The organism is Paraburkholderia sp. IW21 (genome assembly GCF_041321145.1).
Lineage (GTDB): Bacteria > Pseudomonadota > Gammaproteobacteria > Burkholderiales > Burkholderiaceae > Paraburkholderia.
This window is the reverse complement of sequence record NZ_JBGGWA010000009.1, coordinates 243,781-258,639: the sequence shown is the minus strand read 5'-3', so window position 1 is coordinate 258,639 and position 14,859 is coordinate 243,781. Positions and strand designations below refer to the sequence as shown.

Below are 14,859 nucleotides of genomic sequence, written 5' to 3'. Positions count from 1 at the left end.
ACCATGAATGAAGAGATCCTGATCAATGTCACGCCGCAGGAAACGCGAGTCGCGCTCGTCCAGCAAGGCGCCGTCCAGGAACTTCACGTCGAACGAACGCTGTCGCGAGGACGCGTCGGCAATGTCTATCTCGGCAAGGTCGTCCGCGTGTTGCCGGGCATGCAATCCGCCTTCATCGACATCGGTCTGGAACGCGCCGCGTTCCTGCACGTAGCCGATATCTGGCATCCGCGCATTGCCGGCGAACCCCAGCATCAAACGCCGCATCAGCCGATCGAAAAGATCGTCTTCGAAGGTCAGACGCTGATGGTTCAGGTCGTGAAGGACCCGATCGGTACCAAGGGTGCAAGACTGTCCACGCAAGTGAGTATCGCCGGGCGCACGCTCGTGTATCTGCCGCAGGAACCGCATATCGGCATCTCGCAGAAGATCGAGAGCGAAGCCGAGCGCGAAGCCGTGCGCGCCCGTTTGACCGCCGTGCTGCCCGCCGATGAAAAAGGCGGTTATATCGTGCGCACCATCGCCGAAGATGCCACGAGCGAAGAGCTGGCTGGCGACGTCGCGTATCTGCGCAAAACGTGGGCGACGATTATTTCGCAAGGTCAGCGCATGCCGGCGACCAGCCTGCTGTATCAGGACCTGAATCTTGCGCAACGTGTGCTGCGCGATTTCGTCAATGATGAAAGCTCGCGTATTCAGGTCGACTCGCGCGAGACCTATCAGATGCTCGCCGATTTCGCGGCGGAGTTCACGCCCGCGGTGTCATCGAAGCTGCATCATTACACCGGCGAGCGGCCGCTCTTCGATCTGTACAACATCGAGGCCGAGATTCAGCGCGCGTTGTCACGCCGCGTCGATTTGAAGTCGGGCGGCTATCTGGTGATCGACCAGACCGAAGCGATGACCACCATCGACGTGAACACCGGCGGCTATGTCGGCGCGCGCAACTTCGACGATACGATCTTCAAGACCAACCTCGAAGCCGCGCACACTATCGCGCGGCAATTACGCCTGCGCAATCTGGGCGGCGTGATCATCATCGACTTCATCGACATGGAGAACATCGAGCATCGCGATCAGGTGCTCGGCGAGTTGAAGAAGGCGTTGTCGCGCGATCGCACGCGCGTGACGGTGAATGGTTTCTCTCAGCTCGGCCTCGTGGAGATGACGCGCAAGCGCACGCGCGAATCGTTGGCGCATGTGCTGTGCGAGCCCTGCCCGGTTTGCCAGGGCAAGGGGCAGGTCAAGACGTCGCGCACGGTGTGCTACGACGTGCTGCGGGAGATACTGCGCGAGTCGCGGCAGTTCAATCCGCGGGAGTTTCGCGTGGTGGCGTCGCAGCAGGTAATCGATCTGTTTCTTGAAGAAGAGTCGCAGCACTTGGCGATGCTGATCGATTTCATCGGTAAGCCGGTGTCGTTGCAGGTGGAGTCGAATTTGAGTCAGGAGCAGTACGATATTGTGCTGATGTAGACCTGCGAATCCTTTCTCGAGTTGCAGTCGTCGAAACCCCAATTGACGGAGACCGGCTCGGTCGCCAGCAGATGGCCGATCGTCTTGGCAAATACCTGGATAGGCTCGGAGACGGAGCCGTCCTTGCGATCGAGCTTTGCAACCGCGTCGCTACAGGCTGAACCTCACAAGAGTGTGTCGGTGGTTGACGCATTTTACGGACTCATCGGCGAGGCTGGTGGGGCGCTCGGAAAAAGAAAGCGAAACCGCCGACCCGCGAAGGGTCGGCTTTGTCATTTCTTTTAAACTACTGAGCATGGTCGACGTATCTCATAAACAATTTCCCCGAACGATCCGCTAGGTTTACGCCGTCACAAAGGACAGGATCTCGCAATGGGCGGCACTGAACTGAAAACGGATTCGTTGCAACGGTGGATGATGTACAGCAAGGATGCCTACGGGAGTGGGCGCATCTTTCTCACAGCCGAGCAAAAACAGGCAGTTGAAGAAGGCAAGAAATTCGCGCAGCGCGCATACGCCGATGTATGAGCTCGGGATACCGCACTTGTGCAGCGTGTCCGCTCGTTTCTCGGGGCGAACTTCCATTGGCACCAGCGGCTGACAGAGAGCGGCACTGACCTTGAGGTCATGCGGACCTTGCAATCCATGATTCGCGGCGAAAGCGTTGTCCTCATTGCTGAGCAAGCGCGGACGGGTGGCGCATGGGGCAATCCGGTGCCTCAACCCCATAGACTTCCCAGTTTCCGCAGCTCGTTAATGACTGGCTATGGGATGTCTTACGAAGCGGCGACGGCCTACATGGAGCGCTATAACGACATGGTGGACGAGGTGAATGCGGCGACGGCCCGCTATGCGACCGGGGCTGCTTCGTCACTGATCGAAGCCGCGAGCGATGTTGCAGATACCGCTGGGCCGCCAGGCGATGCGCAACCGTTTGAGTACATACCGGATGCTGTAAGCGGTGACGTTGACGAACTGGCCGCCTCGACGAACAACCCGAAGTTTGCTGCGAAGATGCTTGGATACGACCAGAAAACGTTCGGCGACATCCTGCACAGTTTCAAGCCCGATAATGGCCTTGGACCGGCGGACAACGTCATCTGGCACGACAACGGCGACGTATACTTCAACGGAAATTTCATCGCCAATTTCCATGATTGGGCGAACTGACAGGACCCTCGATGAGTGACCATCAACGCGCACACGCAACATTTCATGTAATGGGCGACTCACTGGCGCCCGCGTTCTGGACGGACTATTTTGGCATTAAGCCCGACACTGCCATTACCAAGGGCAAGCACTTCACTACACCTTCCGGGCGTCCGAGCCGAGCGCCCGGTCGAGTTGGATTGTGGGGCGTTGGGAGCAAATCCTTTGTTCGTAGCGATCAACTCGAGCCGCATCTGCGGTATCTCATCGAACGGCTGAACCTGTCGCGGCCGGGCCTTCGTGAGCTGATGGAGCGTAAAGGTGTGAAAGCAAGGTTTTGGTGTTACTGGCACAACGAGACCGGCAACCGAGTGCCCGACGTGCCCGACGACATTCGGGCGATGATGGAAGCGATGGGCGGCACCATCGAGATTGATGAACATCGATAGATATGTGTTTTGCCGCTTGTGGAATGGAACCACTTCCACGACTGATATCTGGACCCCATAGCGATCGGACCGAAGAGCCCCGGAAGTTGACGCTTGGCCTATATCTCGGAAACAAGCGTGCGTGCGTGTACTGAACGGCCGCGATCGCCGCGCGCGCTCCGGGCATTCACTCCTCGCACTGCACACTCTCCTTAGGCACAACGACAATCACCGGGTACGTCCCATTGTCGAGTTCCACGCGCGCAACCACGGTCGTTGTCGTGTCGTCGGTGTCGTCGTACACGCTCACTCGCTCGTGCCGCAGGCTTGTTAGGCCGACGCAGCCAGACGCGCGGCCCTCGTCGGAGAGCTTGCACTGAATCGGATTGTCGGCCAGGTAGCGATATTTGCTCGCGCTCGCCATGTATTCGCGAACGCTTTGAGCCGACCCGCCGATACCTGTCACATACGCAATAGCGCACTGCTGCTTTGGCGTCTCATTGCTGGTTGACGTTTCGGCCGTAGCGTACGCGCTCGTGGCGGCAATGGCTGCGACAAGTGACGATGCGATGATGTGCTTCATGGCGCGGTTCCCCGTTTTACGGATCTGAGCGCAGGATTGTAAAGGCATCCCGCGCGGGCCGTCCGAATGCGACTGGGTTTCGCTCGCTACTCTCTGCCAGCCTCCGTGAAACGCCCAGCGCACGTCGCTAAGGTGCCCAATTTCAACCCAACCTCGCGCTCTCGCTGCCCAAACGGCAATCGTCGCCGGGAGAGCCGTGAGCGTCATCGTCAACCGGCCACCGCGCCCAAAACCTCTACCGGCCCTCAATTTCCCCGTTGACGGTGTTCCCATCGAAAGCGTATAACCATCCCATTGGATGTTATTTGGATGGCATACGGATGCCAAACGGGATAGAAATGGCCAACCTCAAACTCATCGACACCTCCCGCCCCAAAGGCGGCGAGACCGAAAAAATCACCATCAACCTCGGCCCGATCGACTTGGGCCAGATCGACTTACTCGTCGAAGAGGGCTTTTACTCGAACCGCACCGACCTGATTCGCACCGCGATTCGCAACCAGCTCGCGGTACACGCGCAGGTCGTCACGGAAACGGTGACCCGGCGCGCGCTGGTACTCGGCTTGCAGCACTTCTCGAAGCAGGACCTTGAAGCCGCCCAAGCCGCGAACGAACGACTGGATATTCAAGTGCTCGGCCTCGCCAGCATCGCAGCCGATGTGCCGCCGGAACTCGCGGCGGCCACGATCGCGTCGGTGGTGGTGCTCGGCGCGTTTCACGCGTCACCCGCGGTCAAGGCGGCACTCGCCGGCCGCATCAGCTAGGTGCACCTGGTGTGCTTGATCCGGTCGTTGAACCGGTGAAGCTCATCACCTCACGCAGCCCCGCCCAACGCAAACCCACGCAAACTACTACGATCATGAAGATGAACGAAGATTTCCTGAAGTCGATGAAAGAAGCTTTCGAGCTGCTGCGCACGAAGGGCCCGAATGAAGCGACTGCCGCAGTTCAGCGCGCGCTCGCGGGCGGCACGGCCAACGCAGGCCATGCGCCAGCACCTCAAGCATCGCAGAGCGCCAACGACTGGGCGCAAGCCTGGCGTCACGCGCAAACACAGGGCCAAGCGCACGCACGAGCGCAAACGCACGCCCCTGCCGAACGCACCTTCGACGCCGACACACCCGGCACCTTCAGCACTCACACCTTCAGCAACAGCGCGGGCCAACGACAATACAAGCTATACGTACCAGCCGTCTACAAGAGCGAACCGTTGCCACTGATCGTAATGCTGCACGGCTGCACGCAAAACGCCGACGACTTCGCGGCCGGCACACGCATGAATGAAATGGCCGAGCGTCACGGCTTCATCGTCGCGTATCCGAATCAGCCGCAAGCGGCCAATCACTCGAAATGCTGGAACTGGTTCAAGCCTGCCGACCAGCAGCGCGACCACGGCGAACCGTCGTTGATCGCAGGCATCACGCGGGAGGTCATTGCGCGCTATCGCGTCGATCCGGCCCGCGTGTATGTGGCCGGCCTGTCGGCCGGCGGTGCAATGGCGGATATCATGCTCAAGACCTCGCCCGACCTGTACGCGGCAGCCTGCGTCCATTCGGGGCTCGCCTACGGCTGCGCGAAGGATTTGCCTTCGGCGCTCGCCGCGATGAAGGGCGGCAAGGCGCGTCGCAACCGCTCACGCATCGAACCGCAACGCCCGCTCATTGTGTTTCATGGCGATGCGGATACGACCGTGCATCCGTCGAACGCCAGCGAGCTTGTGGCGGCCTTCGACGCCGGCACCCCGACAGTCAGCGTGCCCTCGCATGCAGCAAGCACGGCAAGCGGCCAGCGTGGCTGTACGGTGCAACGGCTCGTCGCGGCGAATGGCGTTGAAGCGGAATACTGGTCGATTCACGGCGCGGGCCACGCATGGGCGGGCGGCAGTCAGCGCGGCACATACACCGACCCATCCGGCCCCGACGCGGCAGCCGAAATGCTGCGCTTCTTCCTCGCCCATCCGCGTACGGCGAATACACGCTGAGCGCTTTCGACTGATGAATCATCTTGACGAAAACGCTGTACATCCTGCCGCAAAGGTATAGAGTGGCTCATGTTGCAGCGCAGCAAAAACACTGCGCCGCGTCGACCTGCCGTCTCGCCTGAGACCTCGCCTCCGAAATCCTTTGGACGCCTGTATCGGGTCACTTTGGAGATCACCATGAATAGCCCCGCGATCGAACACAACGCCGCCTTCGGCCAGCGCACTTTCAACATCTTCACCAACCTGCAACTTGACGGGCTGGCCTGTCTGCAAAAACTCGGCGAGCTCAACCTCGCGGCACTGAAGGCAACCGTCACCGAAAGCAAGAACGCATTGTCGGCCGGCCAGTTCAACGTCGCGCCGTTTGGCGGCGCGTCCGATATGCCGCAGCAGCTGATGGAACGTACTTTGTCGTACGCGCAGCACGTCAAGGAAATCGATGCGCAATTCAACGCAGCATTGAACAAGGCTGGCGAAGCACTGCGGGAAGAGTTTGGCGCGAGCATGGCGCAGTTTGGTTCAGGCTTTGGCCAGACCATGCCGTTCAACTCGGATAGCGCATTCGGCGCGATGCAATCCGTGATGGCTTCGATGATTCATTCCGGCAATGTCGTGCAGGACAGCATCAAGCGCACATCAAACATGACCGGCACGGCTATCGCCACCGCGGCTGACGCCGCACGCTGAGTCTCAAGCAACACCGCGACTAAAGAAAAGGGCCAATCGGCCCTTTTCTCTTTTCCATCTAGCGAAGCAACACGTGTTTTGCACCGGCGGCATCGAGCACGGTTTGCGGCACGGGTTAGCGCCGGCATCTGCCAGCAACGAAGCGTCAACCGGTGCCTGAAGGCTTGAGCAAATTGCGCAGCTCCGCGACGGTGATGGGCCGCGAGAACCAGAATCCTTGTGCTTCATCGCAGCCGAGCGCTTCCAGTTGAGAGGCCTGTTCGGCCGTCTCGACGCCTTCCGCCGTCACGCGCAACTTCAACGCATGGGCCATCGCGATGATGGCACCGACGAGCGCCGCGCATTGCGGATCGGTACTCATGCGCATCACAAACGAGCGATCGATTTTCAGGCGGTTCAGCGGAAAACGGGTTAGATAAGCGAGACTCGAATAGCCGGTGCCGAAGTCGTCCACCGCCACTTCAACGCCTAATTCGCGCAGTGCATGCAGCGTCTGCAACGCCTGCTCGGTGTCGCCCAGCAGCACGCCTTCGGTGATTTCCACTTCAAGGTAAGACGGGTCGAGCGCGGCATCTTCAAGCGCCTCGCGGATCGTCTCGAACAGGTTGTGCCGCTGGAACTGCTGCGGCGACACGTTCACCGCTACCCTCGGCAAGGTGCCCGTAAGCCGCAGCAATTTGCCGGCGTCGCGGCACGCAGTCCGGATCACCCACTCGCCGATCTCTTCGATCAGGCCCGATTCCTCCGCGACCGGCACGAACTCGACCGGACTGATCAAACCACGCTGCGGATGATTCCAGCGCAGCAACGCCTCCACTTGCGCAACGCGGCCGTTGGAAAGCGTCACTTGCGGCTGATACACGAGATGCAATTGCTGACGTTCGAGCGCTTCGCGCAGCATCGCCTCCAGTTCGAAGCGACGCGCCGCCTGCCCTTCGAGCACGGCGGAAAAGCGCCGCACCGCATTGCCGCTCACCGCCGAAGCCGCCGACAACGCCACGCCCGCGCGGCGCATCAGCGTCGGCGCGTCGCCGCCGTCGGCCGGATAGGCGACGATGCCGATGCTTGTGGTGATGTTCAGCTTGGTCGCCGCGTAGTCGATCGATTCGGCGATGCGGCCCAAGGCTTCCGCAGCGAAAGCATCGGCCGCCGCGCCGGTTTCGTTGATCAGCAGCGCGAATTGTGTGCCGCCGATCGAGGCGATCGTACCGTCGTTGGGGAAGAGCCCGCGCAGCCGTTCGCCGACAATCTGCAATACGAGTTCGGCCGCATGCAAGCCGAGCGCGTCGCGCAGTTTGCGTAAATGATCGAGTTCGGCGATCAGCACCGTAAAACCGCTGCCGCTGCGCTGACACCGCGCGATCGTCAGTTCGAGGCGTTCGGTGAAAAGCGTCTGATTGGGCAGGCGGGTCACGCCGTCGTGATGCGCGACGTACCACAGACGCGCCTCGGATTGCACGTAGCGCGTCATGTCGATGGCGATGCCGACATAACGCATGGGTCTCGTCGTCACGCCGCCGGCATCCGCCGCTTCAGCAACGAGCGGCGCCAGCGCAAACAGCACGCGAATTGACGTGCCGTTGCGCCGCACATAAGTCCATTCGCTTTCATAGCGCGAGTTAACCGCCATTAGCAGCGGCAATTCGGCGCGACGCCTCGCGAGTTCCGCCGGGTCGTGCAAGGACTCAAAGGTGCGCCGGCCGATCAGTTCTTCGGCTGCAAAACCAGTCAGTTTTTCGAAAGCAGCGTTGACGGAGTCGAACGTACCGTTGGGTGTGCAGATGAACATGCCGTATGGCGCGGCCGCGAGCGCGGCGTTGCGTGTGCGCGATTCGGCGTAGTGGTGATCTTGCATCGCGCCGGCCTTTGAGTTTCCTGGGTATTGAAAGCAAATGAGGAAAGCGCATGAGCGTGTTCCTGGCGCGTACGGTGCAACCGGCCAGGCCGACGGGAGCGGCCCGATCAGCCGGATAGCCGTGCGTATGATAGCGACTTTCACGGCGGGGTCCACCGTGCCGGCCGCGCATTCTTCGAGGCAATCGTTTTCCTTGGTGTATTCCCCACTGCCCGCGGCAATACGCCTGTCATCGCGCACATCATGAAGCGTTCGCTATAGCCGAGCAACGCGTTATCGACAACAATAGCGCTGAGAATGTCCCAGTCGTGGCTGTCGAAAGTGCATAGGGTGCCCCCGCACCGGTTGATCAGCCTTTCTTACTACGCCGATGCGCGCGGCAACGCCGCTTCGATGAACACCGCGCACAGCGCCTCCATGCCCTTCGCGTCTTCTTCGTCGAAGCGCGCGACGACCGGGCTATCAACATCCCACACGCCGATCAGCGTGCCGTCCGGTGCCACGAGCGGCACGACGATTTCCGACAGCGATGCCGAATCGCAAGCGATATGACCGGAGAATTCACGCACGTCGCGCACTACCTGTGTTTGACGGCTTTGTGCAGCCGTGCCGCACACGCCTTTACCGAGCGCGATACGCACGCAGGCAGGCTTGCCCTGGAACGGTCCGACGACCAGTTCGCGGCCGTCATGGAAATAAAAGCCGGCCCAGTTGAGATCGCTCAGCGAATGGAACACGAACGCGGAGAAATTCGCGGCGTTGGCGATCCAGTCGGTTTCGTCGGCGAGCAGCGAGCGCGCCTGGGCGACCAGTTCTTCGTATTGCGCGGCTTTGGGGAGATGCGAGGCGGAGGAGACTTCGAACATGACGGCGTCCGTGATGAAAGCGGAAAGAGGAACAGCGAAGCGTGAAGTGTAAAGCAAGCCGCTGCGTCCTTCACGGCACGCGCCGCCGCGCATGCCGCCTCTTTCCGTCCGATCCGCCGGCCTGATAACTTTATCCGGCCGTTCAGTGTGCGGACAACACCATGTGTCGATGCTTATTCGACGCCGATGATCACGCTCGATGCCTTGAAGATCGCCGTCGCCGCTTTACCGTTAGCGAGGCCGAGGCGGTCCGCGCTTTCGTTGGTAATGATTGCGGCGATCTGCGCGCCACCCGCGCTAATGGTCACTTCCGAATTCACCGCACCCTTGGTCATCGCGGACACCGTACCGGCGATGCAATTGCGAGCCGACACCTGGCTCTTCGTCACGTCGACCATCACGATCACCGACGAAGCTTTGACCAGCGCGAACGCCCTCTTACCGGCCGCGAGGCCGAGCGACGTCGCGCTGCCGTGCGTGATGATCGCGACGATCTCAAGACCGTCCTGGGTGCGCAGCGTGACTTCGTCGTTCACGGCACCGTGTTTGACTTCGGCCACTTCGCCGGCGAATTGATTGCGTGCGCTGGTTTGCATGTTGATCTCCTGGTGATGGAGCCTCGTGAAAGACAATTCGAGGCGATGTGTCGAGTGTAACGAAACGCTCGGGGCAGGCGGCCGTTTACGCGTGAGGTGCGGTATGGCGCGGCCGCTATTGACTATCCGCGCTCCAATGAAACACCTAAGCATGGCGTATAGGCGTTCATAACGAAGCGAAGGGACAACGCGAAGCGCTCCCGCCCGACTCCTCGCGCGACACCGTATCATCTTGCCCTTGGACCATCACCGTCGAACCCTATGCCTGTCGCCGTCCTGTCCCGCCTTGCCGTTAGATTGCCGTACGCTCGCCGCGCCGCCGCGCTATGCGCCGCCCTCGCTGCCGCGACCACGATCGCCGCTTGCAGCAATCCGTCGCCAACACGCGATGCACACGCGAGTGTCGACACGGTCGGGCTGTTTCCGATCGCCAATTACGACCAGAACGTGGATCACTGGCTCGAGCCCGACAGCCCCGGCTACGACCAGCCGTTCCTGAGCCCTGCCGACCAGCAGGCGCAGTTCAAAGCGCTCTACGCGCGCTACTTCGGCACTGGCACGGCCGCGCCGTCGCCATGGAATTCCGCTTACGTGACGATGCGCGTCTATCGCCAGCAAGGCGCGGACATTGCCGCGTTGCAGCAGCGCCGCATCGTCAAGTTCGACAACACCGGCAAGAGCGGCGCGGCAATCGGCTACGGCGAGAATTTCCGCCCGCACGACAAGGCGTGGATCGACGCGATCGCCCAAAACATGAACGTCGGCCAGTTCACGCAGGCGCCCGCGTACACGCCCGAACGCCGCGCGATCGCCACGAGCAATCTGATGGTGCGCGAACTGCCGACCATCGACCCGTCGTTCTACGACCCTCATCTGGCGGGCGAAGGCTATCCGTTCGACAACCTGCAAATCACGGCGGTCCGTCCGGGCACGCCGCTGTATGTGCTGGGCAGCAGTGTCGACGGCGCCTGGCGCTATGTGCAGACGCCCGACGTGCAAGGCTGGGTGCGCAGCGATGGTGTCGGCCGGACCGACGACGCCTTCGTCGGCACGTGGCGCGCCGCCACCGCGAAGTCGCTGGGCGCGGTGACGGTGGCTTCGGCGCCGGTGCGCGACAGCCGCGGCGTATTCCGCTTCGACGCGCCGGCCGGCACGCTGCTGCCGCTCGCCCCGGAAAACGCCACCCCGGCCGCAAGAACGAACACAACAGCGAGCGAAGCAGGCGAAGCCGCCCACGCACCTGCCTCTCGCAAACTCCTCGTCCCGGCCCGCGATGTGGACGGCCACGCGCTCATCCGCAGCGCCCAACTCAGTGATGCGCAGATCGCCCCCGTGCCGCTCGCCGCCACTCCGCGTCATCTGGCGATGCTGATGAAAACATTGATCGGGCGGCCGTACGGCTGGGGCAATAGTGGCCTCTACAACGACTGTTCGTCGGAACTGCAAAGCATCTTCGCGGCGTTCGGCGTGTGGCTGCCGCGCCATTCGTCGACTCAAATGAGCGCCGGGCGCATGTTCGATCTGTCCGCATCGACGCCGGCACAACGGCTCGACTACCTCGCCCAGCATGGTGAACCGTTGCGCACGCTGATCTACATCGGCGGACATGTGATGCTGTACATCGGCAACACGACCCGCAACGGCGTCGCGGTCCCGGTCGTCTACCAGGACGTGTGGGGCTTGCGGCCAGCCGACAATAGCCGGCGCGCGGTGATCGGCGGCTCGGTGATCCTGCCGCTGTTCGAACACATCCCGGAAGACGCGACGTTGCAATCGCTGGCGGCGACCTCGACGTTCCAGATCAGCATCCTCGGCGCGCCGGTCGGCGGCGCAGCGACGCCGTCCACGCCGGCCCCCCCGCCGGACGACGACAACCCGGCTGGTTGAACTTGCACGGCAGCCGCACCCCGCACACTCGTGCTAAAAAATATTTTTTCCGGAGTGTCGATTCAACGGTGATGCACTCGTCGTAAGGTTGAAGGACTGACTCACGCAGTCGGTCTTTCAACTCACGAACCTGTTACTTCAAGGAGTCGCCGTCATGTCCAGCCCCGCTGTCAAACCGATCCCGGACGGGATGCACTCGCTCACCCCGTATCTGGTCTGCGCCAACGCCGCGGACGCCATCGCGTTCTACACCAAGGCTTTCAACGCCGTCGAGCAATTCCGCCTGCCCGGGCCGGGAGGCAAAGTCATGCACGCCTGCCTCAAGATCGGCGACTCCATGCTGATGCTGACCGACGAATGGCCCGATCACAATGCATTGGGCCCGAACTCGCTGAAAGGCACCCCGGTCACGATTCATCACTACGTGGAAGATGTGGACGCCAGTTTCAAGCAGGCTGTCGAAGCGGGCGCGACCGTCGCCATACCCATCGCCGAGATGTTCTGGGGCGACCGCTACGGCCGGCTGAAGGACCCGTTCGGCCATAGCTGGTCGCTCGCCACGCACACGCGCGATCTGAGCCCGGAGCAGATTCAGCAAGGCATGCAAGATATGGAGTGCGGCCAGCAATAAGCCGCATACCCTAGCCAGGAACGAGGAGGTCGTATGCAAAAGATCGCGCCGTGCCTGTGGTTCGACGGTAACGCGGAAGAAGCCGCCCACTTCTACACGGGCGTCTTCAACGATTCGCGCATCGCCACCACGATGCATTACACGGACGCGGGCCCCAGGCCGAAGGGCAGCGTGCTCGCCGTTACGTTCGAACTCGAAGGCCAGGCGTTCATCGCCCTGAACGGCGGCCCGGAGTTCACCTTCTCGCCGGCTATTTCGCTATTCGTGCACTGCGGCTCGCAACAGGAGATCGACGGCTATTGGGCGAAGCTCTCCGACGGCGGCACGCCGCAGCAATGCGGCTGGATTCAGGACAAGTACGGCGTTTCGTGGCAGATCGTGCCCGACGTACTCGACCCGATGCTGCGCGACCCGGATGCCGCGAAAGCAAGCCGCGTGATGCAAGCCCTGATGAAAATGGTCAAGCTGGATATCGCGTTGCTCGAACAGGCCTATCGGGGCGGGTAATGGGCGAATGGGCGCCCGCTAACGCACGAAGGATAAAGCGCTTCTGCCCGGGCCTTAGCGGGGCCTCGCCGAAACCCGCGGACCGCGATCTGTCGAAAACCTATATCGCCTCACAGACAACGTCGAACTTCAGTAACTGCGTCGACCCGAACGCATTGCTGATCGCGACATCGGCGGCATCTCTGCCACGCGCCATCAAAACCCGCCCGGTACGGGGCACGTTATTCCGCGGATCGAATGTTTGCCAGCAGCCTCCAACATACGCTTCGAACCACGCGGCAAAATCCATCGTCGCATACGGCGGCGGCGTGCCGACATCGCTGATGTACCCCGTGCAATACCGCGCCGGTATATTCATCGCCCGGCATAGCGTCACGGCCAGATGCGCAAAATCGCGGCACACGCCCTTTCTCTCCTGCCACGCCTGCCATGCAGTCTTGGTCGACCGCGCGAAGTCGTAGCCAAACCCAATGTGCTCGTGCACATAATCGCAAATCGCATCCACCCGCCCGCGCCCGAGCGGCATCTGGCCGAATGTCTGCCACGCGAATTCGGATAGCAAATCCGTTTCGCAATAGCGGCTGCCCAGCAGAAACACCAGCGTATCGTCAGGCAACGCCTCCACCGGATGCTGCTCGGTAAACGGCGGCCGTTTCTCCGGCTCGGACGACACCTCGAGCACGGCGCTCGTCGACAACGCAATCAGTCCCTGCGGCGCCACGATCCGGCTGCATAGATTGCCGAAGCCGTCGCGATACTGGCGGATCGGCACGGGCGGATCGACCGCCAGCAAATCCGCACTCAGCACTTCCTTCGCGTGCGAGTAGTGCGTGTTCAACATCAACATCATCGGCGTCGGTTGCACGCACTCATAGACCAGCTCGTAGCCAACGCGCAATTTCATCGCGGCGCCCTCTTCCAGTTGAAACGTTCACTTGACGCGCACGGTGAGCACCCTGAGTTGACGCTCCCGGCTAACACGTTCGATTGGCATCAGTCCACCCTACCCGGCCTGCGCCGTCACTTACCTTCGGTCACGCTCACATCGACCTGCAAGCCGCGAAACGAATGCGGCGCGCCATGCCATGTGCCCCACAACGGCAACGCCTGGTAGTAGTTCCACGCCACCGCGACTCGAATCAGATGGCGATTGCCGACTATGCTATTGGTCGGATCGAAATCGACCCAACCGGCGCCCGGCAAATAAATCTGCAGCCACGCATGCGTCGCGCCGCCGCCTTGCGCTGCGTCGTGCTCGGGCACGAACAGATAACCGCTTACGAAACGCGCCGCGAGGCCGAGCGAGCGCACCGCGTCCATCATCAGCACCGCAAAATCGCGGCAACTGCCGCTGCGATTGCGCAAGGTGTCGCCTGGACGGTTCACGCCTTTCTCCGTGCGGCGCACATAGAAAAACGCGTTCTTGATTTCGAGCGTCATCGCACGCAGCAGCGCCATCGTGCCGCCGGTGCCGTTCTTGCCGCTCGCGCCGCTGCTGCCCGGCATAGGAACGAAGCGCCGCGCCCACTCGTCCACGTCGCTGTCGGGATACTGGCGGCTGCGCGCATTCACGAGATCAGAGGCTTCCTCGTTGGTGTACGCGAACGGCCAGTTCACCGCGTACGGCTCGAGCGCATAGTCGGGCATGGGCGTTTCGAAGTGTTCGAGCGTCGCTTCACTGTCGAAGCGCAATTCGCTCGCCTTGCCCGCGAAACTCGCGACCGCCACGGAGTTGTCGAACACGTCGTGCAGCCAGTGCAGCCGCGACGGGGTTGGCGTAATCACCAACTGGTTCGTGACGAGGCGCAAGTCGTGGCTCGCGCGCGGGCGGAACATCATCCGGTGTTCGCCGAACCGCACGGGTTCCGAGTACCGGTAGACACTGACGTGACGCACCGTGAAACGCTGAGGCTCAGTCATGTGACAGGCCGATGAATGCAACTGGGTTCGTCCTGAGCATCACATTCACGCTGGTAAAACCGCTGCCGCGGCAGGCGCTGAGCGCCCGGCACGGTTTGATCCTGAATGAGCCACACCCCAGGTTCGGCGTGGTCGAGTGCGCTCAACGAGCAGCTTTCGCATTCAGCATACACCCACCATATTGGTTTAAATCACTCATTTGGGCGCGCCGCCGCACACGCGGAAGTTATCAACAGAATCTGTTCGCAAATCTGTGCATAACCATCCGGCAAAATCTGCAAGCGCTTGATACGTCG

General features: G+C 61.5%; 16 protein-coding genes. 10 read left to right on the top strand and 6 right to left on the bottom strand.

Annotated features, from left to right (window positions below):
* The first annotated feature begins 3 nt into the window (after positions 1–3).
* The 4 genes from rng to ACAX43_RS22100 all read left to right on the top strand — a co-directional run bounded on the left by rng (position 4) and on the right by ACAX43_RS22100 (position 3,071).
* Positions 4–1,473, top strand: a complete 1,470-nt coding sequence (gene rng / locus ACAX43_RS22115) for a ribonuclease G (protein ID WP_370710554.1) — start codon at positions 4–6, stop codon at positions 1,471–1,473.
* A 372-nt stretch (positions 1,474–1,845) separates the two neighbouring features.
* Positions 1,846–2,001, top strand: a complete 156-nt coding sequence (locus ACAX43_RS22110) for a hypothetical protein (RefSeq protein ID WP_370710553.1) — start codon at positions 1,846–1,848, stop codon at positions 1,999–2,001.
* Between the two features lie 18 nt (positions 2,002–2,019).
* Entirely contained in the window at positions 2,020–2,643 is a 624-nt protein-coding gene (locus tag ACAX43_RS22105) for a hypothetical protein (protein WP_370710552.1), read from the top strand.
* A gap of 11 nt (positions 2,644–2,654) precedes the next feature.
* Positions 2,655–3,071, top strand: a complete 417-nt coding sequence (locus ACAX43_RS22100) for a DUF4279 domain-containing protein (RefSeq protein WP_370710551.1) — start codon at positions 2,655–2,657, stop codon at positions 3,069–3,071.
* Positions 3,072–3,237: 166 nt separating this feature from the next.
* On the opposite strand, the gene ACAX43_RS22095 is transcribed toward ACAX43_RS22100, so the two are convergent.
* Positions 3,238–3,633, bottom strand: coding sequence for a hypothetical protein (locus tag ACAX43_RS22095; protein ID WP_370710550.1), 396 nt, complete (start codon positions 3,631–3,633; stop codon positions 3,238–3,240).
* Between the two features lie 338 nt (positions 3,634–3,971).
* Here ACAX43_RS22095 and ACAX43_RS22090 point away from each other — a divergent pair, with 338 nt between their 5' ends.
* The 3 genes from ACAX43_RS22090 to ACAX43_RS22080 all read left to right on the top strand — a co-directional run bounded on the left by ACAX43_RS22090 (position 3,972) and on the right by ACAX43_RS22080 (position 6,301).
* Positions 3,972–4,397: a CopG family transcriptional regulator gene (locus ACAX43_RS22090; protein ID WP_370710549.1), complete on the top strand. Its 426-nt coding sequence runs from the start codon at positions 3,972–3,974 to the stop codon at positions 4,395–4,397.
* A gap of 95 nt (positions 4,398–4,492) precedes the next feature.
* Entirely contained in the window at positions 4,493–5,614 is a 1,122-nt protein-coding gene (locus tag ACAX43_RS22085; protein WP_370710631.1) for a PHB depolymerase family esterase, read from the top strand.
* Positions 5,615–5,791: 177 nt separating this feature from the next.
* Positions 5,792–6,301 carry a phasin family protein gene (locus tag ACAX43_RS22080; protein WP_370710548.1) on the top strand — a complete coding sequence of 170 codons (510 nt, stop codon included), beginning with the start codon at positions 5,792–5,794 and terminating at the stop codon, positions 6,299–6,301.
* Between the two features lie 145 nt (positions 6,302–6,446).
* Here ACAX43_RS22080 and ACAX43_RS22075 read toward each other — a convergent pair whose 3' ends face one another.
* The 3 genes from ACAX43_RS22075 to ACAX43_RS22065 all read right to left on the bottom strand — a co-directional run bounded on the left by ACAX43_RS22075 (position 6,447) and on the right by ACAX43_RS22065 (position 9,618).
* Positions 6,447–8,156 (bottom strand): putative bifunctional diguanylate cyclase/phosphodiesterase, encoded by a 1,710-nt coding sequence (locus tag ACAX43_RS22075; protein ID WP_370710547.1) that lies wholly within the window; start codon positions 8,154–8,156, stop codon positions 6,447–6,449.
* Between the two features lie 362 nt (positions 8,157–8,518).
* Positions 8,519–9,022, bottom strand: a complete 504-nt coding sequence (locus tag ACAX43_RS22070) for a GAF domain-containing protein (protein ID WP_370710546.1) — start codon at positions 9,020–9,022, stop codon at positions 8,519–8,521.
* A gap of 173 nt (positions 9,023–9,195) precedes the next feature.
* Entirely contained in the window at positions 9,196–9,618 is a 423-nt protein-coding gene (locus ACAX43_RS22065; RefSeq protein ID WP_370710545.1) for a molybdopterin-binding protein, read from the bottom strand.
* A gap of 261 nt (positions 9,619–9,879) precedes the next feature.
* Here ACAX43_RS22065 and ACAX43_RS22060 point away from each other — a divergent pair, with 261 nt between their 5' ends.
* The 3 genes from ACAX43_RS22060 to ACAX43_RS22050 all read left to right on the top strand — a co-directional run bounded on the left by ACAX43_RS22060 (position 9,880) and on the right by ACAX43_RS22050 (position 12,643).
* A complete protein-coding gene (locus ACAX43_RS22060) occupies positions 9,880–11,505 on the top strand; it encodes an SH3 domain-containing protein (protein ID WP_370710544.1) in 1,626 nt (541 codons plus the stop codon).
* Between the two features lie 154 nt (positions 11,506–11,659).
* The gene (locus ACAX43_RS22055; protein WP_370710543.1) at positions 11,660–12,136 is read left to right on the top strand and encodes a VOC family protein; all 477 of its coding nucleotides are present in this window, start codon (positions 11,660–11,662) and stop codon (positions 12,134–12,136) included.
* Between the two features lie 33 nt (positions 12,137–12,169).
* Positions 12,170–12,643: a VOC family protein gene (locus ACAX43_RS22050; RefSeq protein WP_370710542.1), complete on the top strand. Its 474-nt coding sequence runs from the start codon at positions 12,170–12,172 to the stop codon at positions 12,641–12,643.
* A 100-nt stretch (positions 12,644–12,743) separates the two neighbouring features.
* On the opposite strand, the gene ACAX43_RS22045 is transcribed toward ACAX43_RS22050, so the two are convergent.
* Positions 12,744–13,547 (bottom strand): transglutaminase family protein, encoded by an 804-nt coding sequence (locus ACAX43_RS22045; RefSeq protein ID WP_370710541.1) that lies wholly within the window; start codon positions 13,545–13,547, stop codon positions 12,744–12,746.
* A 116-nt stretch (positions 13,548–13,663) separates the two neighbouring features.
* The gene (locus ACAX43_RS22040; protein ID WP_370710540.1) at positions 13,664–14,563 is read right to left on the bottom strand and encodes a transglutaminase N-terminal domain-containing protein; all 900 of its coding nucleotides are present in this window, start codon (positions 14,561–14,563) and stop codon (positions 13,664–13,666) included.
* Positions 14,564–14,859: the final 296 nt, after the last annotated feature.

Coding starts and splice junctions, on each gene's coding strand:
- rng (WP_370710554.1), top strand. CDS start 4: ATGAATGAAGAGATCCTGATCAATGTCACGCCGCAGGAAACGCGAGTC.
- ACAX43_RS22110 (WP_370710553.1), top strand. CDS start 1,846: ATGGGCGGCACTGAACTGAAAACGGATTCGTTGCAACGGTGGATGATG.
- ACAX43_RS22100 (WP_370710551.1), top strand. CDS start 2,655: ATGAGTGACCATCAACGCGCACACGCAACATTTCATGTAATGGGCGAC.
- ACAX43_RS22095 (WP_370710550.1), bottom strand. CDS start 3,633: ATGAAGCACATCATCGCATCGTCACTTGTCGCAGCCATTGCCGCCACG.
- ACAX43_RS22090 (WP_370710549.1), top strand. CDS start 3,972: ATGGCCAACCTCAAACTCATCGACACCTCCCGCCCCAAAGGCGGCGAG.
- ACAX43_RS22085 (WP_370710631.1), top strand. CDS start 4,493: ATGAAGATGAACGAAGATTTCCTGAAGTCGATGAAAGAAGCTTTCGAG.
- ACAX43_RS22080 (WP_370710548.1), top strand. CDS start 5,792: ATGAATAGCCCCGCGATCGAACACAACGCCGCCTTCGGCCAGCGCACT.
- ACAX43_RS22075 (WP_370710547.1), bottom strand. CDS start 8,156: ATGCAAGATCACCACTACGCCGAATCGCGCACACGCAACGCCGCGCTC.
- ACAX43_RS22070 (WP_370710546.1), bottom strand. CDS start 9,022: ATGTTCGAAGTCTCCTCCGCCTCGCATCTCCCCAAAGCCGCGCAATAC.
- ACAX43_RS22065 (WP_370710545.1), bottom strand. CDS start 9,618: ATGCAAACCAGCGCACGCAATCAATTCGCCGGCGAAGTGGCCGAAGTC.
- ACAX43_RS22060 (WP_370710544.1), top strand. CDS start 9,880: ATGCCTGTCGCCGTCCTGTCCCGCCTTGCCGTTAGATTGCCGTACGCT.
- ACAX43_RS22055 (WP_370710543.1), top strand. CDS start 11,660: ATGTCCAGCCCCGCTGTCAAACCGATCCCGGACGGGATGCACTCGCTC.
- ACAX43_RS22050 (WP_370710542.1), top strand. CDS start 12,170: ATGCAAAAGATCGCGCCGTGCCTGTGGTTCGACGGTAACGCGGAAGAA.
- ACAX43_RS22045 (WP_370710541.1), bottom strand. CDS start 13,547: ATGAAATTGCGCGTTGGCTACGAGCTGGTCTATGAGTGCGTGCAACCG.
- ACAX43_RS22040 (WP_370710540.1), bottom strand. CDS start 14,563: ATGACTGAGCCTCAGCGTTTCACGGTGCGTCACGTCAGTGTCTACCGG.